The organism is Trichormus sp. NMC-1 (assembly GCF_001858025.1).
Taxonomy (GTDB): domain Bacteria; phylum Cyanobacteriota; class Cyanobacteriia; order Cyanobacteriales; family Nostocaceae; genus Anabaena.
This window is the reverse complement of record NZ_LZQD01000002.1, coordinates 448996-475693: the sequence shown is the minus strand read 5'-3', so window position 1 is coordinate 475693 and position 26698 is coordinate 448996. Positions and strand designations below refer to the sequence as shown.

General features: G+C 35.2%; 6 protein-coding genes. All 6 read right to left on the bottom strand.

The features are described from left to right. Positions 1-4749 (bottom strand): non-ribosomal peptide synthetase, encoded by a 4749-nt coding sequence (locus A9Y75_RS08865; RefSeq protein WP_071189198.1) that lies wholly within the window; start codon positions 4747-4749, stop codon positions 1-3. Positions 4750-4948: 199 nt separating this feature from the next. Beyond that, complete coding sequence (locus A9Y75_RS08860) at positions 4949-9532, bottom strand: type I polyketide synthase (protein WP_071189197.1); 4584 nt, start codon at positions 9530-9532, stop codon at positions 4949-4951. A 36-nt stretch (positions 9533-9568) separates the two neighbouring features. Beyond that, positions 9569-12772, bottom strand: a complete 3204-nt coding sequence (locus A9Y75_RS08855) for a non-ribosomal peptide synthetase (RefSeq protein WP_071189196.1) — start codon at positions 12770-12772, stop codon at positions 9569-9571. 15 nt (positions 12773-12787) lie between these two features. Beyond that, entirely contained in the window at positions 12788-21592 is an 8805-nt protein-coding gene (locus A9Y75_RS08850; RefSeq protein WP_071189195.1) for a non-ribosomal peptide synthetase, read from the bottom strand. Between the two features lie 136 nt (positions 21593-21728). Continuing rightward, the gene (locus A9Y75_RS08845; protein ID WP_071189194.1) at positions 21729-22769 is read right to left on the bottom strand and encodes a TauD/TfdA family dioxygenase; all 1041 of its coding nucleotides are present in this window, start codon (positions 22767-22769) and stop codon (positions 21729-21731) included. Between the two features lie 103 nt (positions 22770-22872). After that, positions 22873-26295: a condensation domain-containing protein gene (locus A9Y75_RS08840; RefSeq protein ID WP_071189193.1), complete on the bottom strand. Its 3423-nt coding sequence runs from the start codon at positions 26293-26295 to the stop codon at positions 22873-22875. Between the last annotated feature and the right edge of the window lie 403 nt (positions 26296-26698).

The following is a 26698-nucleotide window of genomic DNA, read 5'->3' as shown; positions in this document are numbered from 1 at the left end:
CTAGGATGTATGATTAATTGCTTTCCGCTTGATGGTTTGAATTTTTTGTTGAGTATCTTGTTTATGTTTGATTTTGACAAGATTTTTTTGTTCTTTGTCTACTGTTGCGATCGCATCAACTAATTCTTGTAATCTAGCAGTAGAATTATTTACAACTTGATTTAGAAATATTTCCCAAAATGCAAGCATTTGAGTAATAGTTACAGAGGTAAATATATCTGTGTTGTATTCTAAATTAGCAATAATACCTTGTGATGTTTCTGTTAACCTCAAAATTAAATCAAGCTGAGTTGAGATTTTAGCCATTTGGATCGAACTGATTGTTAAACCAGGAAATTCTAATGTTGGTGTTTGTGTATTATCGAAAATGAATTTGGCTTGGAATAAGGGTGACAGATTTAGATTACGTTCTGGATTGAGAGTATTTACTAAAACATCGAAAGGTAAATCTTGATGGGAATATGCACCTAAAGTAACTTCTCTTACTCTTTGTAAGAATTCTGAAAATGTTGGGTTACCGCTAACAGAAGTGCGTAAGACTAATTGATTTACAAAAAATCCAATTAACCCTTCAGTTTCCGATACATTTCTATTGGCAACATCAGTACCAACTACAATATCTTCTTGACCACTGTAGTAGTGCAGTACAGCTTTAAAAGCTGCTAATAGGGTCATAAAAATAGTAGTTTTTTCTCGCAAGCTCAGGCTTTTAATAGCTTCAATTAATGTTAGATTGAGCGTTAAAGTTTGTTTTGCACCCCGATACATAGCAATATCAGGTCGAGGATAATCTGTGGGTAATTTGAGGATTGGTACGTTTTTTAGTTGCTGTTTCCAATAACTTAATTGATTTTCTAATAACTCTTCTTTGAAACAGTGATTTTGCCAAATTGCAAAGTCTGCATATTGAATTGATAACTCTGGAAATGGAGAAGATTTACCTAGAGAGAAGGCTTCATATAATCCTACTAATTCTTTAATTAAAACTCCTGTAGACCAACCATCAGAGATAATGTGGTGCATAGTCAAAAGCAGTATATAATCTGCTTCATTTAAACGGACAAGAGTAACTCTTAGCAATGATTCTTTATCTAAATAAAAAGGCTTTGCAGCTTCTTGTTCAGCTAATTTATTGGCTGTATGCTCCCGTTGAGTATCTGGTAATTCGCTGAGGTCTAGGATATTGATTTTTAAAGTTAGAGATGGAGTAATAACTTGAATTGGTTCTCCCTGAACTACAGTAAAGTTAGTACGAAGAATTTCATGCCGGCGAACAATTTCATTAAGACTTTGTTCTAAGACTGAGATATTTAGTAAACCAACAATACGCACAGCATCAAAGATGTTGAAAGCATTGCTATTAGGCTGTAATTGGTCTAGATACCACAATCTTTGTTGAGAAAAAGACAGAGGTATCTTTTCTGATCTAGAAGCAGGTTTAATCGTTGGTAAGTTCAGTTTTAACTCTGCTTTTGTAGCTTTTTCTATTTCTTTAGCTAATTCTGATACTGTTGGTGATGCAAATAAACAACGCAGAGGCAATTCTATTTGGAAAGCTTTGCGAATTTGGGAAATAACACGAGTTGCTAACAGAGAATGACCACCTAATTCAAAGAAATTGTCATAAATCCCTACTTGTTTGATATCTAAAATATCAGCCCAAATACCAGCGAGCATTTCTTGAACTGGAGTCAAAGTTAGAGAAGTATTTGCTTCTGACTGCTGTATTCTTTCAGGTGCAGGTAAGCCACGACGGTTGATTTTGCCATTGGGTGTGAGAGGAATTTTTTCTAACACTACAAAGGCAGAAGGTATCATGTAATTTGGTAATTTAGATTTTAAAAAGTTACGTAATTCTAAGACAGAGATTTCTGTAGCATGGGGAACGACATAAGCGACTAGACGTTTGTTATCTGGGATATCTTCTCTAACTATAACTACAACTTCTCTGATTTCTTTGTATTGATTAATTGTTGCTTCAATTTCACCAATCTCGATGCGGAAACCTCTAATTTTAACTTGGTTGTCAATGCGTTGTAGAAATTCGATATTACCATCTGGCAAGTAGCGAACTAAATCACCAGTTTTGTATAAACGCTGGACAGAATTATGACTAAATGGGTTAGAAATAAATTTTTCGGCAGTTAAATCAGGACGGTGCATATAGCCTCTAGCCAGATTAAAACCACCAATATAAAGTTCTCCAGGAATCCCGATAGGTACTGGTTGTAAATGTTTATCTAAAATGTAGAATTGAGTATTAGGAAATGGGCGACCTATAGGTACTAATTGTTCAACGCTTAAATCTTTGGCTGTTGTTTCAAAATAAGAACTATCAATAGTAGTTTCTGTCAAACCATAGGAGTTGATTAACCGAGTTTGAGAACTAAAGAATTGTAAAAAGTTGCGATATTCTGCACCACTCCAGCTATCAGAACCACAAATTAGTAATCGCATGAAATCGAGACGCTGTTGGCTATTCTCAAGATACTGGATTAAATTTCTTAAGACTGCTGGTACAAACTCTGCACAATCTACTTTTTGTTTTTGCATTAGTTCATATAAATGTTCAGATGATAGCAATAAATCTCTTGGACATAAAACCAGTTTGCCACCAGAACATAAAGCCCGAATCAAATCTCCAGAAAAAACATCAAAAGAAAAGCTGGCCATTTGCAGATGAGATGTGACATTTGTACGCAATTGGTAGATTGTTTCCCAGGCAAAATAAGCATTAATAAGGCTGGAATGTTGAATCATTACCCCCTTTGATTGACCTGTAGAACCAGAAGTATAAATGATGTAAGCAAGATGATCTGGTTGTACTTGAGTATTAGCTAGGTTAGATGATGGTAATTGTGTGATTTGCTGCCAATCTTTATCTAAATTTATGAGTTTGGTAGGCAAAATAGGAAGACTTTGTAACAGTTTTGTTTGTGTAAGTAAAACATAAATTTGTGCATTTTGCACCATGAAAGCCAAACGTTCTTGGGGATAGGCTGGATCTAGAGGAACGTAAGCACCACCAGCTTTAAGAATTGCTAATATACCAATAACCATGAAGAGCGATCGCTCTACACAAATCCCTACCAATATCTCTGGACTTACTCCCAATTTTTGCAAGTAATGTGCCAGTTGATTGGCTCTTTCATTAAGTTCTCGATAGGTTAAAGATTCATTCTCAAATACTACCGCAACGGTATCGGGTGTTTTCTTTACTTGATCTTCAAATAGTTGATGAATACATTTGTCTTGAGGATATTCAACTTGGGTATGATTCCATTCTAGAAATTGCTTTTGCTCGGTTTTAGTTAATAGAGGTAATTCCTCAATTATTTGTTCTGGATTATTAATAATGCTCTCCAGTAAAGTTTGAAAATGACCCTGCATTCTGTGGATAGTGGCAACATCAAATAAATCAGTATTGTACTGCAAGTTGCCTATTAGCCCTTGTTCAGTTTCTACCATTGATAAACACAAGTCAAACTTAACTGTATGATTGTGGAACTCTAAACTTTCCCAAGTTAAACCCGGTATTTCTAATGTTTTATTTGGTGTGTTCTGCAATTGAAACATCACCTGAAACAAAGGTGTATGGCTAAAATTACGTTCTGGTTGAAGTTTTTCGACTATTTTCTCAAAAGGTAAATCTTGATGGGCATAAGCTTCTAAAGCTACTTGTCGAACCTGTCGCAATAGTTGACGAAAACTCGGTTTATTACTCAGATCAGTGCGTAAAACTAAAGTATTAACAAAAAAACCAATTAGCGTTTCTAATTCTTCTCGGTTACGACCTGCTATAGTTGTGCCAACTAAAATATCTGTTTGTTGGGTATAACGATAAAGTAAAACTTTAAAAGCAGTAAGTAAAGTAATAAATAAAGTAGCTTCTTCCTGTTGTGAAAGTGTTTTAAGAGCCTGGGTTAATTCTGGTGATAAACTAAAAGATAGTTGAGAACCCCGATTACTCATTACGGGTGGTCGAGGATAGTCCGTAGGTAGTTCTAGGACAGCAGGTGCATCTGCTAGTTGTTTTTCCCAATAGGATATCTGCTTTTCTAAAACTTCTCCTGTGAGGTAGTTTTTTTGCCAAATAGCATAGTCTGCATATTGGATTGGTAGTTCTTTGAAAGGTGAAATTTGACCTTTAGAGAAGGCTTGATAAAGAGTGGTGAGTTCTTGCAGCAGAATTGCAAATGACCAGCGATCGCAGATAATATGGTGCATGGTTAGCAGTAATACATACTCTGTTTCGCCTAATTGCAGTAGTTTAACTCGGATGAGTGGATCTTTACCTAAATCAAATGGTTGTAAAGCTTCCTCAATAGCTAGGCGTTTAACTTCAATTTTTTGTTCTGAAGGTGTTAGTAACTCAATGCTAACTATAGGTAAATTTAAGTTAAAGTGAGGAAAAATAGTTGGGATTGGTTTTCCTTCAACTGTAGTAAATATAGTTCTCAGAGATTCATGTCGGCGGACTATTTCATTCAGACTTTTTTGTAATGTAGCTATCTCAAGAATACCCCGTAGGTGTAAAGCTGTTGGCTCATTATATAGAGGCTGATTTGGATCTAACTGTTCTAAAAACCATAATCTTTCTTGGGCAAAAGATAAAGGAATTGAATCTGAGTGTTGACGACAAGGTATAGTATTATTCTGCAATTTACCTTGCATCAACTTTGCTAATAAAGCTTTTTTAGCTGTTGATAAATTAGCTTTTTTTTGTAATAGTAAATCAGATTCAGACATATTGCCACTCTCAGCTATTTAAAAGATTTTATTGATATCTAAAATTTAGGTTTGGTCTTAAAAATTTTCGGCGAATACAATTCACTACTACACAAGCTAAGTCCACCTGCGTGGACTAATGAAAAATTAAGGGTTTCAAACCTGCGTAGGCGTGATTTCTAATCGCCCAAGTTAGACTTTTAAAACATCCTCTTAGATATTAAACACCTAAAAGACGTTGTGCTTCTTCTTCCGATAAATCTGCAATTTTTTCTAAAATTAGGTGTTCTACTATCTCAGCTAGGTTGGCAATTGTAGAACCTTCAGAAAATAAACTACTGAGAGGAATTTCTATTAAAAAAGTTTTTCGCACTTGAGAAATTACCTGAGTCGCTAATAGAGAATGTCCACCTAATTCAAAGAAATTATCATATATACCCACCTGCTCTAAACCCAAAGTCTGTTGCCATAATTCCGTAATACTTTGTTCTATAAGGCTGCGGGGAGCAACATAAGGATTACTGAGATGAGGACGGGGATGGAGTTGTTGAGAAAACTTTATTTGGCTGACTTGTTGTTCTAGATTATTTAACTCTGTTGCCAAATTTACATTAGCATAACTTCTTTGAATTTGTTCCTCAATATTTTGTTTACTTACTACTACTTGAGATAAGCGACTATGCAAAATTCTGCTAAAAGCTTCTATCCCATTTTGGGGTGATATAGCTTTATTTAGATGCTGTGCGCGGCGGTTTTTTAGTTCCTCGGGAATAGCTGTATTTACTAACATTCCTACTTCTTGCCAACCACACCAATTTATAGTGATAGTCAGGGGTTTTTGTTGAAAATATTTGCTTTGGGCAAATCCATCTAAGAAAGCATTAGCAGCACAATAATCTACTTGTCCCAAACCACCAAGAATTGATGTTAAGGATGAGCAAAGAACAAATAAATCTAACTTTTCATCACAGAAAACAGTATCAATTACTAAAGTTCCTTGGACTTTTGGTGCTAGTACATTTTGGGCTGTTTCCGGTGTTTTGAGTTGAATAATACCACCACCAGGAACACCTGCGGTGTGAATTACACCGTTAATTTCACCAAATTTTGCTAATACTTGGTTTTTGACAGATTGCATTTGTTCTAGGCTGGTGACATCAGCAGTTAAAACTAGAACTTCAGCACCAATATTTTCTAAATTTTGTAACTTTTTGATGTTTTGACTAACAGGATTTTGGGGATCATTGTTTATTAGCCATTCTTCCCATTCATTACGCTTGGGAAATTGAGAACGCCCGATTAAAACTAACTTTGCTTTTACTGTTTGAGCTAAATATTCTGCTAGTGTTAAACCAATACCTCCCAGACCTCCAGTAATAACATATACTCCCCCTTGCCGTAGTGGCGAATTCTCTAAACTGGCTGTTTCTAACTGAGTTTTTTCAAAAGTTTGTATCCAGCGATGTTGTCCCCGATAAGCAATAATTAATTCCTGGAAATCAGATATTAATTCAGCTAAAATTTTCTCTATTAGTTGTTGTTTTTTAATTTCAGGTTGAGGAATTATAATATCAATGTTCCGGCAGGTAATATTAGTAAACTCCTGACCAATTACCTTACACGCACCCAACACAGTTGTTTTTTCAGGAGATAAATTTTCTTCTCCAGTCACATTATGCAGATTATTAGTAATAACTATAATTTGCACTTGATCATTAACAGGCTGCTGTCCTAATGCTTGAGCAAGAAAAAGTAAACTCCAAAAACCAAAATCAATTTCTGATAAAGATTGATTATTTGGAGTTATTCCCCAGCAATGAAATATGATTTCTGGGGTTTTATTAATCAAACAAAGGTCTTTGATTAAAGCATCATAATCAGCCTTAGCTTGAGGATAAATACTATAAACACCATCTCTGAACTTAGTAAATTTGTCTCCTGCTTGTACAATAATTACATCTTGTCTTTGTTGTTGTAATTCTTGGACAAGTTTTGTACCTATTCCTAAACCATCAATAAATACTAAACAACATCGTTTTTCCGGTATCATCTGTTTATTAACAGATGTTTTTAGAGGTATTGTTTGTTTCCAAACAGGAACGTAAAACCAATCATTGATATCTTGAGAAATCAGGTCTACTTTTGTTTGTGGTTCTATCCAAAATCTTTGTCGTTCAAAAGGATATGTGGGTAAAGGAACGCGATAACGACGCTGGGAATTATAAAATTCTGACCAGTTAATCTCAATTCCAGCTTGCCAAAGTTTACCAAGGGTGTTGAATAAAAATGCTACATCTGATTGTTGTTCTTGAGGATGGCGTAGAGAAGATAATATAGTTGGTGATGCTTCTAGTTGTTTAACTAAGTTACTTAATACCTTTCCTGGACCAACTTCTAAGAAAATTTGTGCTGATTTGTTCCCTAATTCAGTCATACCCTCAGCAAAACGCACTGTTTGCCGCAAATGCTGTCCCCAGTAGTAAGAATCAGTTGCTTGGGCGGTTGTAATCCAAGTACCTGTAACATTTGAAATAAAGGGAATTTGGGGAGATTGTAAGTTAATTTTGCTTAAATACTCTTGAAATTCATCAATGATAGGATTCATCATTTGGGAATGAAACGCGTGGGAAGTGTGCAAATTACGGCACTCCACACCTTTAGCTGCAAGTTGTTGATGTAATGCTTCTATGGCTGCATGAGTTCCCGAAACCACGCATAAATTGGGGGCATTATTGGCAGCTAAAGATAAATTTTCATTCAGTAAAGGTTTAATTTCTGCTGCTGACAAGAAAACAGCTAACATTGCGCCTGATGGTAGTTGCTGCATCAATTTTCCCCGCATAGCCACCAGTGCTAAAGCATCTTCGAGGGTGAAAACATCACCCAGACAAGCAGCCACATATTCCCCAATACTGTGACCAATCATTGCTTGTGGGTTGACTCCCCAGGTGATCCATAATTTAGCTAGTGCATATTCAATGACAAATAGCGCAGGTTGGGTAATAGCAGTTTGGGTTAATTGCTGTGTTGCTTCTGAAGTTGTTACGGTGGGATAGAGTATTTGGCGTAAATCTAATCCTAAATGGGGTTTGAGTAGTTCGCAGCAATTATCAACTTGTTCTCTAAAAATGGCTTCTGTTTCGTACAGTTCCCGACCCATATTTACATACTGAGAACCCTGACCAGGAAACATAAATATAATTGCAGGATGTTCGGCTTGAGAAAATGGGGTGTTTTGAGTTTCTAAAACTTGAATTGCATCCTCAATATTTTCACATATTGCTATACGGCGATGTTCAAAACTTTGACGACCTACACTTAAGGTATATGCAACATCAGCTAGATTAACATCAGGATTTTGTCTGAAGTAATTAGCTAAATTTTGCGTTGCAGTTTCCAGGGCAGAATTTGTCTTAGCTGAGAGTGGTAAAAGTTGCCATTGGCGCGATATTTCAGAAGTTATACCAGAATTTATAATATTTGGTGCTTCTTCGAGAATAATATGGGCATTTGTCCCACCAATACCAAAAGAACTGACTCCAGCGCGGCGTGGGTGGTTTGGTGAATGCCATTCTTTCAGTTGGTTATTGACATAAAAAGGACTGTTAGCAAAGTCAATTTGGGGATTAGGTGAGGCAAAATTTAAACTCGGTGGAATTTGCTTGTTTTTCAATGCTAAAACAGTTTTGATGAAACCAGCAATACCAGCAGCAGCATCTAAATGTCCAATGTTAGTTTTGACTGAAGATAAGGCACAAAAATTTTGTTTTTGAGTATAAAGGTCGAAGGATTTTTTTAAAGCCGCAATTTCGATAGGGTCGCCTAAAACTGTTCCCGTTCCGTGGGTTTCTATATAGCTAATTGTTTCGGGATTGACTCCTGATACTGCTAATGCTTCGGTGATGACTTTGGCTTGTCCATCAATACTAGGTGCTGTATAACCGACTTTGAGAGAACCATCATTATTAACAGCCGTGCCTTTGATGATAGCATGAATAAAATCCCCATCTCTCATAGCATCTTGCAAACGCTTGAAAACTACAACACCAACACCATTACCATTAAGAGTACCTTTAGCTTGTGCATCAAAGGCGCGACAATGACCATCAGGTGATAAAATTCCTCCTTCTTGGTAAAGATAACCTGTTGTTTGATTTGCAGATATGGAAACTCCGCCAGCTAAAGCAATATCACATTCATGATTTAGTAAGCTTTGACAGGCTAAATGAATTCCCACTAAGGAACTAGAACAGCCTGTTTGAACATTAATCGCTGACCCTTTAAAGTTTAATTTATAAGCTACTCTTGTGGCTAAGTTATCAGCCCGGTTATTATGTCTAATTTGGTCAAAGCCGACTAATTTAATTAATTCGGAATTGGGTAAAAGATTGAATAAAAAGTAAGTGTTAATACTAGAACTAGCATAAATACTAATTTGTTCTTGATCAGTTTCAGTGTTGTAGCCAGCATTTTCTAAAGCTTCCCAAGCAACTTCTAAAAAAATTCGTTGCTGTGGGTCCATAATTTCTGCTTCTCTGGGAGAGTAATCAAAGAAAGAAGCAGCAAATGATTCAACATCTTCTAATACGAATCCTGCTTTCACATAATGAGGATTATTTAGTAGTTGTGCATCTACACCCTGGGCTTGCAAATCTGTATCAGTAAATTCAGTTAAAGCCTCTACTCCCTCGCGGAGATTCTGCCAATAAGCATCAAGATTATTAGCTTTGGGAAATCTCCCAGCCATCCCAATAATGGCGATATCAGTTTCACAAATTTGGGTTTTGTTTTCTATGTTGTTCATGGCTTGATTTAAAGTTTTTGATTATTTAAGTTATGTTTAATTTCTTCTTTTTGAGTGAGCATTCTTGCGATTTGCTGCCCTTCGTTGAGTTTCTACTAATGTCGCTGTTTCTGGTTGAGCTTGTGTTAAATATTCAGATAGAGAACTAATAGTTGGATATGCAAATAAATGGGTAATGGCAATATCAACAGGAAACATATCTCGGAGTTTGGCATGAACTTGAACTAGCAGTAATGAATGTCCACCAATGTCGAAGAAGTTATCATTAATTCCTACTTTTTCTATTTGCAGAAGTTGTTGCCAAAGTTGAGCGATCGCTTGTTCTATTTCTGTTTTTGGTGGTTCATATTTTACTGCTAATTCTGAAAACAAACTTTCAATATTTGGTAATGCTTGACGGTCTATTTTACCGTTAACTGTTAAGGGTAATTTTTTCAGGATACCAAAGGCTGATGGCAGCATATAATCTGGTAGTTTTTGTTTAAGAAAACTCCGCAATTCATTAATATTTATTACTGCTTTTGGTTGGGGAACAAGATAAGATATTAAGCGTTGATTATTTTCTGATTGTTGAACTGTAACTACAGCTTGTTGTATAGTTGGATGTTGAGCCAGAGTTAGTTCTATTTCTGCTAATTCAATGCGAAATCCGCGAATTTTAACTTGGTTATCAACCCTACCCAGAAATTCTATATTACCACTTTCTAAATAACGGACGCGATCGCCTGTTTTATATAAACTTAATTCTTGACCGAGTAAAGAATGGGAAATAAAGCGTTGTGCTGTTAATTCTGGTTGATTTAAATAACCACGAGTTAGTCCTGCACCACTAATATAAAGTTCTCCTATTACTCCTAAAGGTACTGGTTTTAACTCTTCATCTAAGATATAAACTTGAGTATTAGCAAGTGGACGACCTAAAGGAACTGTCTCGGAAGTTAATTCATCATCTTGATTTTTTACTGTATAAGTTAAAACGCCAATAGTAGTTTCTGTTGGTCCATAATGATTAAATATTTGACAGTTTGGTGCTTGCTGTTGAATTTGAGAAATTAATTTCCAACTAGCTGTTTCACCACCCAAAATTAAGTATTGACGGGGGAGAATAGATACTGCTGATGGAGTTGCAGCCAGGAGTGCGGTGAGGTGAGAAGGGACAATTTTTAAACAATCAATGGGGTGTTGACGACAATATTCAGCCAACTTTACCGCATTTCCTATCCGTGCTGAGGAAATGATATGTAAACAGCCTCCTCTGCAAAGAGAAGGGAAAATCATTGTATTTCCCAAGTCTGCACTTAAACTAGAAACGGTGGCATAGTTTGCAGTTGTTGGTAAGTTGAGTTGATGAGCTATCGCATGGATATAATTGAACAATTGTCGGTGTTCTGTAGCCACTCCTTTTGGTTTACCTGTAGAACCGGAAGTAAAGATAACATAAACAAGATTTTCCGGTTTTACTTCCGTATGAAGATTTTCATTACTTTCGACTGCAATATTTTCCCAATCTGCATCAATAGCAATTACTTTTTCTTTTTCAAAACGATTAATTAATGATTGCTGAGTAATTACTAATGATGTTTTTGCCTCTTGTAATCGTAAGTTGAGAGCTTCTGTTGGTAAATTAGATTCAAGTGGTACATAAGCTCCACCTGCTTTGAGAATACCTAATAAACCAACAATCATTTCTAAAGAACGCTCTACGCACAAACCAACTACAAAATCTGGCTGTACCCCTTGCTTTTTCAGATAGTGTGCTAGTTGATTAGCTTTACAGTTTAATTCTTTATATGTGATTTCTTCATTTTCAAACACTACAGCAACTTGATTTGGTGTTTTTTCTACCTGCTCTGCAAATAATTCATGAATACATTTTTCACGATCATACTCAATTTTTGTTTGATTAAATTCAACTAACAATTGTTGACGTTCACTGTGGCTGAGGATTTCTAATTCACTGATAGGTATATGTAAATTATTGAAATTATTTATCAATAATGTTTGAAAATTTTTTGCTAGTCTTTGAATTGTTAATTGAGAAAAGTAATTAATATCATAATAAAATTCTGCAATTAAACTATGATTGTCTTGTAAACAAGATAATTTAACTTTAAAAGGTTCAATCAAGCTGTAGATTTCCTGTAAGGTGAATTTAACTTCTGTATCATCAGAGTTGTGAACAGAAATATTATTAAATTCAAAGCCAATAGGGAAAGCTATTAAACCATCAGTTTCTACAGCTTCAGGTACAAAATAATCTTGCCATTCGGTAGCATTTTCTAATGTTTGTTTTACTGCTGCTAATACTTCTATAAAGTTTAAATTGGCGGTAAATTTAGTTTTAATTGGTAGCCAAGTTGCTAATAAGCCAAATACATCATTAAGTTCTTCATATTCACGGCGACTAACTGCTGTACCAATGACAATTTCTGATTCTCCTGTGAGTCGCCAAATCAATATTTGCCAGCAAGCTAGTAATATAATATCAGGCGTTATATCATATTTTTTGGCAAATTCATCAATTTGAGTAAATAATTCCTGACTAATAACTAATTGATAACGCTCAGTGACAAATTGCTCATTATTTCTTTGTCGTTCATGAGGTAATTTTAATGCTGATAAAGAGTTAATTTTTTGTTGTTGCCAATATGCTTGTGCTTCGGCTGCATCTTCATCTGTAAGTAATTGATTCTGCCATTCAGAAAATTGGACATACTGTAAAGAATTCATAGTAAATTCCTTACCTTGAAAGCATTTTTCATAACCTTGACTAATTTGATTAACCAAGTTTTTGATTGTTCTATTATCTGCACATAAAGCAGGTAGAGAAATAATTAAAATATGCTGGTTATTCAACAATTTGATTAAACATAACCGCAGTGGTAAATCTTGAGATTTATTTTGATATTCCTGTCTTGCTTGCCAAAATGATTCTTGAATTTTCTCAGCAATATTTTCTTGACATAAATTACTTAAATCCAAATATTCCCAATTAAATAAACTCTGATTGCCAAATACCATAACTGGGTTTTTAGCTCCAGCTAAGTGATAGAAATTTGTTCTTAAAATATCATGATGATTAACAATTTCTTGAATAGTATTTTGCAGTATCTCTGCTTGGAGATTACCGTCAATTAAAATACTACATTGGGAGCAGAAAGCAGAACTCTTTTGTTGTAAATTCCACAGTCTTTTTTGTTGAGGAGCAAGTTGAAAGCCACTAATTACTTGAGTTTGCATAGTTTTGAAGAATACTTATTTTTGAATATCTTGACTATTAATCATTTCTGCCATTGCAACAACGATTTTACGCTCTCCCAAATAGGGGTTTCTAGCGTGAGCGGCCAGCATATTATCTAGCATGATAATGTCGCCTTTTTGCCAAGGGAAGCTAGTTTGCGATTGCTGATAGACTGCATTAATTTCGGCAATTTCTGCTTCTGTAATTGGTGTACCGTCACCAAAGTAAACGTTACGGGGTAATTTTGACTCTCCAAAGATAGATAGCAGCGATTCTCTAACATCTGTATCTAAATAGGAGATATGGTGTAATTGAATTTGGTTAAAAAATACAGGTTCGCCAGTTTTGGGATGTACTGCTAAAGCTGAACGAATTTGGCGAGTAACTAAATTATTATCATTATACCATTCAAATTCAATTTTTGCTTGACGACAATAATTTTCTACCTCTTTTTTATCTGTGGTTTGAAAGAAGTTCTGCCAACTTACATCTAAGCCTTCAGCATAATTCCTCACGTACATTAACTGTTTAGTTGCTAACTTCTCTCGTAATTGTGGACTAAGCAATTGATATGCTTTTCTACAGTCAACAATTGGGGTTTCTCCACCTTTTTCTGCTGGTTGAACACAGTAAAACCAAATCTTTAAGGGGAAGGAATGTAAATGAGAACTTTCATTGTGAAAAAGTATCGCTTTATCTGCTGGGTAAGGAGTAGAACCATAAACTTTACCACCTTCATCTGTGCGGGGTAAGTCGCCATATTCAGCAAATAAATTAGGAGAAATTGTTTGAGCGAAATTTTCAAACTCTGAAACTGATTTTACATCAAAACCTCTAAATAAAATCGCTCCATGTTTGAATAATTCAGTTTCCAGATATGCGCGGTTATTTTCTGTCCAAGATATGATATCAATTTCTGCACTATGGGGCTGAATTACGAGGGGGAATTTTTGCCCTGCTTGCAGATAATCTGTTTTAATTAATTGCTCTACTGATAGATTAACAGCCTGGGGAGCAATGCTCATGAATTTTTGTCTTTTAGCTGCTTTACGCTCCTGTTGTTGCATAGTTTGTTGTTCCTTTTCTGTTGCTGTAAGCATTTCTAATGTATTGATGTGGTTTTGAGGTTGGTTAACAATATTGTTAATTAATGTTTGCCAATGATTAGTTAAGTTAGTGATAGTATCTGAAGTAAATAAATCGGCGTTATATTGCCATTTACCTTTTATACCTTGCTCGGTTTCTGTGAGGAATAGGGCTAAATCGAATCTGGCTACTTTGCTTTCTACTTCCAATAATTTTAAGGTGAGTTCTGGTAATTCTAAGGCTGAGTTGGGTGTATTTTGCAGGACAAATAACACTTGGAAAAATGGTACTGTATTACTTACCTGACGTTCAGGTTGTAATTCTCTCACTAATTCGTCAAATGGTAAATCTTGATGAGCGTAAGCTGCTAATGTTTGGGTGCGAACTCGTTGTAATAATTCCAGAAAAGTGGGATTTCCTGTTAAGTCAGTGCGGAGAACTAATAAGTTAATAAAAAAGCCAATTAATGATTCAATTTCCGCCTGATTTCTGTTAGCAATATCTGTACCAACAACAATATCATCGTGGTTGCTGTAACGTTGTAATAAGATTTTAAAACTCGCCAGCAGTGTCATAAATAAAGTAACACTTTCTTGCCGTGATAACTGTTGTAATTGTTGTGATATTGTGGCAGGTATCACAAAACTATGACTAGCACCCCGGTTAGTTTTTACTTCTGCACGGGGACGAGTTGTAGGCAGTTGTAAAACAGGTAAATTAGCTAATTGCTGCTGCCAATAGGAGAGTAAAGTTTCTCGTCTTTCACCTTGTAAATGTTGACGTTGCCAAACTGCAAAGTCTGCATATTGAATAAGTAATCTTGGTAAAGGTGAAGTTTGATTTTGACTAAAAGCAGAATAGAGTGCTGCCAATTCTTTAATTATTATACCCGTTGACCAACCATCAAAAACAATATGATGGATGGTAAATAATAAGATGTATTTTTGTTTGTCTAGTTGTAATAGTTTACATCTTAATAATGGTGCTTGTTGTAAATCAAATCGTAGTTGAAACTCCTCTTCACTATAACATTCAATTGCTTCTTTTTGGGCATTTTTTGTCAATTTCTGTAAATTAATTACAGATATTTTTAACTGTACATCATCAACAAGTATCTGTAAAGGTTGCCCATCAACTAAAACAAAGCTAGTGCGTAAAACTTCATGACGGCGAATAATTTCATTGATACTTTTCTTTAATGCCTGTATATTCAATTCACCCACAAATTGAACGGCGGCGGGCATATTATAAATACCGCTATTTGGGTTAAGTTGTTCTAATAACCATAACCTAGTTTGAGCAAAAGATAAAGGTAGATTTCCATCACGAGAAACAGGTGTAATTGTCGAAATACTTTCACTATTTATTTGTTGAATTTCCTTAGCTAGTTCGGCAATAGTGGGAAATGTAAATAAATGTTGCAATGATATATCTACTGACAAGATTTTCCGAATCCGAGAAATAACTTGAGTTGCTAATAAAGAATGTCCACCGAGTTCAAAGAAATTGTCATAAATACCAACTTGAGAAATACCTAAAACTTGAGTCCAAATTGCAGCTAAAACTTCTTCGACTGGATAACGAGGAAGCACAAAATTATCTGTTTCCAATTGAGTATTTTCTGGTGCAGGTAACGCGCGACGGTTTACTTTACCATTAGGGGTTAAAGGTAAAGACTCTAAGAAAACAAAAGCACTGGGTATCATGTACTCAGGTAATTTTTGCTGTAAATATTGGCGTAGTTCACTTAAACCTCTCTCCAAACCTCTCTCCTGCGAGGAGAGAGGCTTTAATGTTCCCCCTTCTCTACTAGGGAAGGGGGTTAGGGGGTTAGGTTCTGCCACCAAATAAGCAACTAAACGCTGATTTCCTGGTACATCTTCCCGCGCTATCACTACACATTGATGCACTGCGGAATGGCTTTCTAAAACAGCTTCAATTTCGCCTAATTCAATGCGGAAACCACGAATTTTCACTTGATAGTCAATGCGTCCTAAATATTCAATTTCTCCATTAGCAAGATAACGGGCTAAGTCACCAGTTTTATAGAGTAATGTTTCGGGAATGAATGGATTAGAAATGAATTTTTCTTGAGTTAATTCTGGTTGCTTAAAATAACCCCGTGCTAAACCAGCACCACCAATATATAGTTCTCCAGGAACGCCGACGGGTAATGGTTGTAGAGATTTATCTAAAATATAAATTTGGGTGTTAGCTAGAGGACGACCGATAGAAACGGTTTTTTGACTATCATGAATTTGCTGAATTGTTGACCAAATAGTTGTTTCTGTTGGACCGTATAAATTCCAAAGTTGATAACATTTTGATAATAATTGATCAGCTAAATTTTGAGGTAAGGCTTCGCCTCCACAAAGGATTTTTAATTGTGAATTTCCTTCCCAACCGGCATCTAATAACATTCGCCAAGTTGCAGGGGTAGCTTGCATAATGGTTGCAGCAGAATTATTAAGTTGTTGTAATAACTGTGTACCGTCCGTTGCTATTTCTCGACTGACTAATATTAATTTAGCTCCTGTTATTAAGGGTAGAAAAATTTCTAAAACCGCAATATCAAAAGATAAGGTAGTGACTGACAGTAAACTATCTGTTTGAGTTAAATGTAAATGCTGGTGCATTGCAGTCAGAAAATTTACCACATTTCTATGAGTAATTTGTACACCTTTAGGTTGGCCTGTAGAACCAGAGGTATAGATAGTGTAAATCAAATCATCCGGCTGAATGCTGGTATTAGGGCTATTTGTATCTTGAATGGCGATAGTTTCCCAGTCCCGATCTAAACAGATAACTTGGGCGTTATGGGCGGGGATATGGGGTAATAAATGTTGCTGGGTTAGTAAAATTGAAATTTGTGAGTCTGCTAACATGAATCCTAAACGCTCTTGAGGAAATGTAGGATCTAGTGGGATGTATGCGCCACCTGCTTTGATAGTTGCAATGATGGCGATGATCATGGAGAGGGAGCGATCGCTACAAATACCCACTAACACTTCCTTACCTACACCCAAGCTGGTTAAATATCGTGCCAGTTGATTCGATTTTTTATCTAATTCTGCATAAGTTAACTGTTGAGATCCAGCTACCACAGCCACAGCATTTGGTGTCTTGGCTACCTGAGTGGTAAACAAATCATGAACGCAGACATGAGGATAATTAGCTTCTGTATAATTCCACTCCCTTAAAATTTGCTGCTGTTCCGCTGGTGTCAGTATAGATAATTCTGATATAGACTTATCTGGATATTTAACGATATCTGCTAACAAAGTTTCTAAATGTCCCACAATCCAGTTAATATTATCAACAGCAAATAAATCGCTGTTATACTCCAATTCTCCAACTAAACTTTCACCATTCTCTATAAAAGATAAACTCAAATCAAATCGAGCCGTATTATTTTCTATAGGCAAATATTCTAAATTTAAACCTGATAACTTTAAGCCATCCCCCGGCGCATTTTGTAGGGCAAACATCACCTGAAATAGTGGTGTATGAATCAGATTTCTTTCCGGTTGTAATTCTTCGACTAATAATTCAAAGGGTAAATCTTGATGGGTGTATGCTCCTAATGTTACTTCCCGGACTTGTTTTAACAAATCACTAAAACTCAGATTATCCTTGAGTTGAGTTCGCAATACCAAAGTATTGACAAAAAAGCCAATTAAACCCTCAATTTCTTGACGGTTACGGTTAGCAATAGGTGAACCTATTAAAATATCGTCCTGTCCTGTATAACGATAAAGCAGAGTTTTAAATGCTGCTAATAAAGTCATAAACAGCGTTACACCTTGTTTTTGACTCAAAGATTTTAATTCATTACTCAACATAGGAGACAGTGTAAATATCTGCTTTTTGCCAGTAAAAGTTTGTTGTTTTGGACGTGGTTTAGCTATAGGCAATTCTAATACTGGTAAATTACCATTTAATTGTTGTTTCCAGTAGTCCATTTGAACACCAAAGACTTCAGTTTGTAACTGTGTTTTTTGCCAAACTGCGAAATCAGTATATTGAATATTTAAACTGGGCAATTCATAACTTTTACCTGTACAAAAAGACTCATAAAGAACAGCTAATTCTTGAATAATTACCCCTGCTGACCAACCATCAGCCACAATATGATGGATTGTAAACAACAAAATATATTCTTGTTGTGTTAATTGTAAAAGGAGGACATTTAATAATGGTGTAGTAGTTAAATCAAAAGCATATTGTGCTTGATTTTTCACCCAAGCTTGAGTTTGGATTTCCCGTTCTTCGGGTGGTAAATTCTGTAAATTAACTACGGGCAAAGTAATACTAACTTCTGGAATAATTACCTGTTTGGGTTCACCATCTACACTGATAAAAGTAGTACGTAAAGCTTGATGACGGCGGATAATTTCATTAAAACTTTGTTCTAATGCAGCAATGTTTAAATACCCTTCTAGTCTTACAGCCCTAGAGAGATTGTAAGCAGAACTGGCTGGCTGTAATTGGTCTAAAAACCAGAGTCTTTGTTGAGCAAAGGACAATGGTAAATTATCTGTTTTTGTAACTTTTTCTATCGGTAAAATTGCAAAACTTTGTCCTGCTTTTAGTGCTGTTTCTAGACGCTGTGCCAGTTCCCCTATTGTTGGTAATTCAAACAAACTGCGGAGAGGTAATTCAACCTTAAAAGCTTCCCGAATCTGAGATATTACTTGTGTAGCTAATAGGGAATGTCCACCTAGTTCAAAAAAGTTTTCTGTAATTCCTACTTGTTTAATACCCAGAATTTTGATCCATATTGCCGCTAAAACTTCTTCTATGGGGGTACTTGGTGAAATAATAGTACCTTGTTTGTGCTGTAATAATTCTTCTGGTGCAGGTAATGCTTGACGATTCACTTTACCATTAGGTGTCAGGGGTAAGGCTTCTAAAATGACAAAGTGAGAGGGCAACATATAATTAGGTAATTTGTCCAACAAAAAGTTATTTAGTTGATGTAAATCTATAGTTTCTGAATTTTTGGCAACTAAATAAGCTATTAATTGTTTATCTCTGTTTTCATTTTCTCGTGCTATAACTACCGCTTCTCTAATTTGAGAATATTGAGTTAATAGGGCTTCGATTTCTGCCAATTCAATGCGAAAACCCCGAATTTTTACTTGATAGTCACTGCGTCCAATAAATTCAATTTTTCCATCTGGTAAATAACGTCCTAAATCACCAGTTTTATATAGTCTTACACCTGGTTCATAACTAAAAGGATCAGGAATAAATCTTTCCGCAGTTAAATCAGGACGATGTAAATATCCTTGTCCAACACCCCAACCACCTATATATAATTCACCAGTTACACCCATAGGTAATGGTTCTAGATGTTGATCTAAAATATAGATTTGGGTATTAGCAATGGGTTGACCTAAAGGAATAATTTTAGTAGGTGTTTCTGCTTCTAAATTAATAGGATAAGTAGCAACAATACCACAAGTTTCAGTTTGACCAAACATATTAATCAGACGTACCTGATGTTGCAGGTCAAATTTCCAACTAACAGGAATATCAGATAATAGTGGTTCACTAGCAGAAACAATTAACCGTAAATTATTATCTAACAAATAATTTTTAAAATCTGGGGCTAAATTAGCCAGGATGTAATTACAATTGCGCCAATAAGAAGGGACAATATCAATAACTGTGACCTGATCTTTCTTAATTCCTTGAAATAGTGCTAAGGGGTCTTGACGCTGTTCTTGGGTGGCAATTTTCACCGTTGCTCCCCGTGTTATAGGAACTAATAATTGTCTCACTGAAGAAGAAAAAGCGAGAGATGCTGTGTGTAAATAAATATCATCAGCGGTAATATCTAAAGCTTTTTGCATTGCTTGGACATAGTGGCACAAGTTAGCATGAGTGACACGCACACCTTTGGGTTTACCTGTAGAACCAGAGGTATAAATTACATAAGCTAAACTTTGATAATAGCTTATATCTGTTAAATTTCCTGGACATTCTTCATTGATAAAATTATCAATTTCATCTATATAAACTACCTGAATTTTATCTTTTGGTAGTTCTAGTTTAATATGTGATTGAGTTAATAAAACCTTGGGTTGGGAGTTTTCCAACATGAACGTTAAACGCTCTTGTGGATAAGTTGGATCTAGGGGTACATAAGCACCACCAGCTTTCAAAATAGCGAGAATACCTAACACCATTAATGGAGATCTGTCAACACATAAACCCACTAAAATATCAGAACCAACGCCCAATTTTTGTAAGTATCTTGCTATTTGGTTGGCACGGTTATTTAATTGAGCGTAGGTAAATGTTTCATTTTCAAAAATGAGTGCTATTTTATCAGGTGTATTAATTGCTCGTTCACTAAAGAGTTGATGAATACATTGATAGTAATTATAATTAACTTGAGTATTATTAAACTGTTGCAGTAATTTTTGCTTTTCTGTTTGATCGAGAATTTGTAATTGCGAAATTGGTAAACCAGGAAAAGTTATCGCACTTTCTAATAAAGTACAAAGTTGTTTTAATAGCTGCTGAATATGATCAGATGAAAATAAATTGCTATCATAACTTAGTTTTAACTCAAGAGAGTTATTTTGATCATAACCAGCAAGTTTGATTTTATATCTATCAGTATAAACAGCTTGCTGATAAATTGAAAACTCAATTTCATCACTATGATAATTAACTAATTCTGGTTCAAGTTCAAAAGCAAAAGGTAAAAAATCTGTTTCTTTGTTTAATAAAAAATATTCTTCATAACTAAAAGCCTCTACTAATTTTATTTGGATTTGCTCGCAAATCTCCAATAAATTATATGTTTCTTGGATATAAACAGAAATTGGTAAAGTTTTAGATAATAAACCTAAAGCTGATTCTAATTCTTGATATTTACGACATTCGGAAACAAAACCAATAATTAAATTATCTTGTCCTGTTAGTTTCCAAAGTAGCATACTCCAACAAGTTAATAAAAACTCACTGAGAGAAATATCATTAAATTGGAGATAACTATTAATTTTATTAGTTAACTCCAAGTCTAATTTACAGCTATAGCTTTCTGGTTTAAATTCTAAATTTGCAGTTTTTTCACCAGGTAAATGTAATGCTGTTAAAGCTGAAAAATCTAAATTACTCCAATATGATCTACCTGCTTGGGTTTCTACTCCTGTTAACAGTTCATTTTGCCACGCAGATAAATCAGCATACTGTAATACTTCATCATCTAATATATCTTCTTGATGACTGATAGCAGCATAAGATTCACTAATTAATTTAACTAAATTTTGTAATGTTATTTTATCTCCACAAATAGCAGGTAAAGCCATTAATAGAATATATTTGTTAGCTGCAATGTTTACCAAAGATAAATTTAAAACAGCACCTGTTTCTAGATTAAAGTTTAAATTGAGAAACTCGTTAAATATTTGTTGTAACTTATCCTCTTGTTCCTGAAAATTACAACTACTTAAATCATATTCTTCATACAAAAACTGACCTTGATGATTAATAACTTGTAAAGGGAAATTCATTTCCGTTATATCTTGATAATTGGTGCGGAGAATTTCATGATTTTTGATAACTTGATTTACAGCCGATTTTAAAACTTCTATCTGCAAATTTCCGTTAATTGATACAGCACCCACAACACAATAATTAAAACTATCACTTTGTTGTAAATTCCATAAATATTTCTGTTGTGGAGACAATTCAAAACCGTTAACTTTCATCAGCATATCTTACTCCCATTTGCTATTTATTTCTGTGTTATGACGTTTATTTCTTGACGTAGAGACGTTATATATAACGTCTCTACATAATTTATTATATAAAATTGGTATTACCAAATTGTGATAAGAACTTTTATTAAAATTAACTTCTCCAAGGTTCAGACATTCCTACTACAACCTTCCTCTTACCAACAAAAGGGTTTCTACCATGTGCAGTCAGCATATTATCTAACATCAAAATATCATTTTGTTGCCAAGGGAAAACTATTGTATTTTGCTGATAAATATCCCGCAGTTTATCTAATACATCTGCTGGAATTGGTGAACCATCACCATAGTAGGTATTATGGGGTAATTCTGCTTCTGAAAACTCAGATAATAACGCTGTTCTAATCCCCTTTTCTAAAGTTGAAATATGGAAAAATACAGCATGATTAAACCAAACAAAATCACCAGTGGAAGGATGTTTAGAAATGGCTGGACGTATTTGCCGAGTTCTTAATTTATTCCCTATTTTCCACTCAAATTCTATCCCTTGATCATCACAAAAAGCCTCGACTTCTTCACGGTTATGAGTTTGAAATACAGTTTCCCAAGGTAAGCCAAAACCCTCACCAAAATTCCGCACATACATTATTTGCTTTTGGGCAAAAGTCTCTCTAATTTCTGCTGGTATGCTTTGATATAAATTCCTTGTATCTGCTATTGGTGTTTCTCCTCCCTCCTGCGCTGGTGTCACACAGTAAAAGAAGATTTTGAGAGGATAGGTTGCTGCATAGGAATTCTCACTATGGAGAAAAATACTTTGATCAGCAGGATGATCTGTAGATGTGTAGATTTTACCATGAACTGCACTACGAGGGGAAGAGCGATCGCGGTATTCTATTAAATTTCCAGATACAGTTCTAATTAATCCTTCAAACTCCTCAACATCAGCAACTTGAAAATTACGAAATAAAATCCCACCATGCTGATACAAATAACTCTTCACCAATTCTAAATTACTCGCTACCCAACTGACAAGATTAACACCTGCAATATTAGCTTGAATTAATAATGGCAAAGTTTCATCAACTTTTAAAGGTGCTACTTGTACCAACTGAGTAACAGCTTGTCTTCTGATTTCACCAAAACTTTTGAGACTAGGCTTTACTGCAAAATTAGCATATTTAATATCAGGCATTATTCACACTCCTAAAAACTTTTTATTTCTTAGTAGTAGGGATAATTCATGAATTATCTCTACATTGCTTCAGTCGTGAAAATTTCATCACAACCAACGCATTTCAATCTTTATTAAACCCAGAAACAGCAGCGCGTTTGATTGACTTCAACTTTTGTTGACTAATATTTTGTAATTCCTGCTTTTGATTAGACTGTTGTTGCTGAACAATATTAATTAACTTATGAACCTGAATATCAGGATTTTCTATCACAGTCTGCAATATCAACTTATAATGGCTAACCATGCGTTTAATAGTTGTAGCTGCAAACAAATCTGTTTTGTACTCAAAAGATCCATTTATTCCCTTATCACTTTCCCAAAGACTTAGCTTTAAATCAAACTTAGAAGTGCCAATATCTACCTCTTCTGGTTGCCAAGTTAATTCTGAATTGTCAACCGTTGGTATCGGTGCATTTTGCAAAATAAACATCACTTGAAACAAGGGATTATAACTCAAGTTTCGTTCTGGTTTTAACTCCTCTACCAACTTCTCAAAAGGCAAATCCTGATGAGTATAAGCATCTAAAGCAACAGCACGTATTTGTTTAAGTAATTCTCGAAAACTGGGGTTGCTACTAAAATCACTGCGAAAAACTAAAGTATTAATAAAAAAGCCAATTAAGTTTTCAGTTTCTCGCCAATTTCTGCCCACAACAGGCGAACCAACTAAAATATCTTCTTGTTCAGTATAGCAGTATAGCAAGGTTTTAAACACTGCCAAAAGAGTCATAAATAAAGTTACGCCCTCCTGTTGATTTAATTTTTTGACCTCTGCTTTTATTTCTGCTGGAATGGTAAAAAATTCCTTTTTACCTATAAAAGTTTGTATTGCTGGTCTAGGTTTATCCGTGGAAAGATTGAGTAATGCTGCACTATTACTAAGTTGTTGTTTCCAATAATTTAGCTGCTTGTCATTAATATCAGATTGGTAATAATTTCTTTGCCAATAAGCATAATCTGCATATTGAATACTTAACTCTGGCAAAAGCGCAGGTTTATTAACAGTAAATGCTGTATAAACCGTTGCTAATTCTTGGACAAGTACCCCAATTGACCAACCATCAGCAATGATATGATGTATGGTAATTATCAGCAAATTTTCATCAGGTTTTAGAGTTAGTAACTTTCCCCTTAATAAAGGAAGTTCAGCTAGATGAAAAGGCTTTTGAGTTTCTTGTAAAATCAAACTTTGAATATCACCATCACAATTTTCCTGAGTTGTCAAATCAAGACATGAAAATTTTACTTCTAAACTCTCATGAATAAACTGAACTGGTTTCCCACCTACAGCAACAAATGTTGTCCTTAAACTTTCATGACGTTTAATAATTTCATTCAAACTGGTTTCTAAAATTACTCCATCCAGTTTACCATTTAATCTAATAGCGATCGCTACATTATAAAATGGATTACCTGGTTCTAATTGATCAAGAAACCATAAACGCTCTTGGGCTAAACACAAAGGTAATTCACTATTTCTAGAAACAGGTTGGATGGTTTGAATATTAGTTTGATTTGTTGACAAGATTTGTTTACCAATTTGTACAATACTAGTTTCAAATAAATCCACCGCCGAAAGTGTTACTCCTAAATCTTTCTGAATCCGATTTTTTAGATCAAATGCTTGTAAGGAATCAATACCCAAGTTGCTTAAAGGTTGTTGTAAGTTAATTTCATTTAAGGAGATTGATAATACCTGAGCTACTATTTGTTGTAAATAAGATTCAATATTTTCGGCTTTAACTTCTCCCAAATGTTCAATATTTAAAATACTACTATGAACAACTTGGAGATTACTAGCTAAAAATTCTGCTTTGGTAGCACGACGTTGAATTTTACCACTGGAAGTTTTAGGAATAGTCCCACCTTTAATTAAAACGACTGCATAAACTTGAATTTCAAATTGTTGGGAAACAGCTTGACGAATTGCCGCAATAACTTCGGCAAAATCTGGTTTAGCCCGAAATTCTAATTCTTGAACTATAACTAATTTCTCTTCATTTTCCACATCTATAGCAAAAGCTGCCCCACCACTGCGACGTAATGCCAAATGGCTATTTTCTGTTGTTAATTCAATATCTTGGGGGTAGAGATTACGCCCGCGAATAATGATTATATCTTTGCTTCTACCAGTAATGAATAGTTGCCCATTATGGAGAAAACCTAAATCACCAGTTCTTAAAAAATCACCTTCATTGCTATCTTTAAGTTGAGCTTGAAAAGTTTCCTTAGTTTCCTCTGGACGTTGCCAATAACCTTGTCCAACACTGGGACTAGATACCCAAATTTCCCCTACTTCATTTTCATGACAAAGAGTGCAATTTTCAGGCTCAACAATGACTATTTTCTGTCCTGGTATTGATAGGTTATAACCTACTAAATTAACAGCATTTTTACGTGAATTTTTAGTAATAATTTTGTGTTGTTCTAATGCTGTTTTCTCAACCGGTAAATTGGCGGGTAAAGCTGATTTCACAGTTCCTGAAACCATTAAAGTTGCTTCCGCCATACCATAGCAAGGATAAAAAGCTTCGGGACGAAAACCACAATCTGCAAAGGTCTGACTAAACAGTTCTAAGGTTTGCTGACGGATAGGTTCTGCACCATTGAAAGCGACATCCCAACTACTCAAATCCAAGGTAGCCCGTTGTTCAGGAGTGATTTTCTGCACACATAAATCATAGGCAAAATTTGGCGCACCGCTAGTAGTTCCCTGATAGTGAGAAATTGCTGCTAACCAACGATAAGGATTTTGCAAAAAGGATGCTGGCGACATCATAATACAAGGAAAACCACCGTACAAAGGTTGCAATACCCCACCAATTAATCCCATATCATGATAAATCGGCAGCCAAGTTACAAACTTGCTTTGTTGAGAATGTTCCATGCAAGTATGAGTCATGGTTGCATTATGGATTAAATTACCATGAGTCAACATCACCCCTTTAGGTGTACCCGTAGAACCAGAAGTATATTGCAGAAATGCCAGAGTATCTGAATTTATAGGCGGTTCGCGCCAGTCAACAGCGATATCAGCTTGTATGTCATCTGTCGTTAACCAACGCAGATTAGTGTCTGCTTTGGCGACTAATAAAGATTGTATCTGCTGTAAAATCTTGGTCGTGGTTAAAACAATTGCCGCTTGGGCATCTTTGAGAATTGACAAGATTCTGGGTGTGTTGCGATGGTTGCGCGGTGGATAAGCGGGAACAGCTACTACACCTGCATATAAACACCCAAAAAACGCTGCTAAATAATCTAAGCCCGGTGGATACAGCAATAACGCCCGTTGCCCAGTCAAATTTAATACTTGCAACTGAGAAGCAATTGTCCTACTTTGACAGTCTAACTCCTGGTATGTCAAAGACTTTGCTTGTGCTTCTCCATCAGGCAAAAAAGTAAAAGCCTCAGTATTCAGTTGTTCTAAACACCTGTAACGCAGTAATTCTACAACGGTAGAAAAATCATTGATAGATTGAGTCATTGTCCTTTCATAACCTTGACGCACACAAGAAAATTGAATTGAAGCCAGTTGAAAAACCTTAACAAAGAGCGATATCTCTAATACTGACCTGTTAGCTTACAGTTATTAGCAGCGTCTCATTCGCGTCTATTTAGTCTGTTACTTGCAGGTTGCTAATCTTTATTGCTATTTATTTTCAATTGTAAATTTTACCTTATAGCAATTAGTTGAAAATTACAATCAATAATTCATCAATAAATTTTATCATTATCTTCCTTAAGCATAAGTTTTTTACAGCCTCCTAAATTGCTGATTTAGATAGAACGCAAACTCTAATATCACAGAGCCATGACTAAAACTAACAGTCTTTTCGTCTCTATAATTATGTAAAAGCCTTTTCAAATAAGGGTTTTACCCCAAAAGT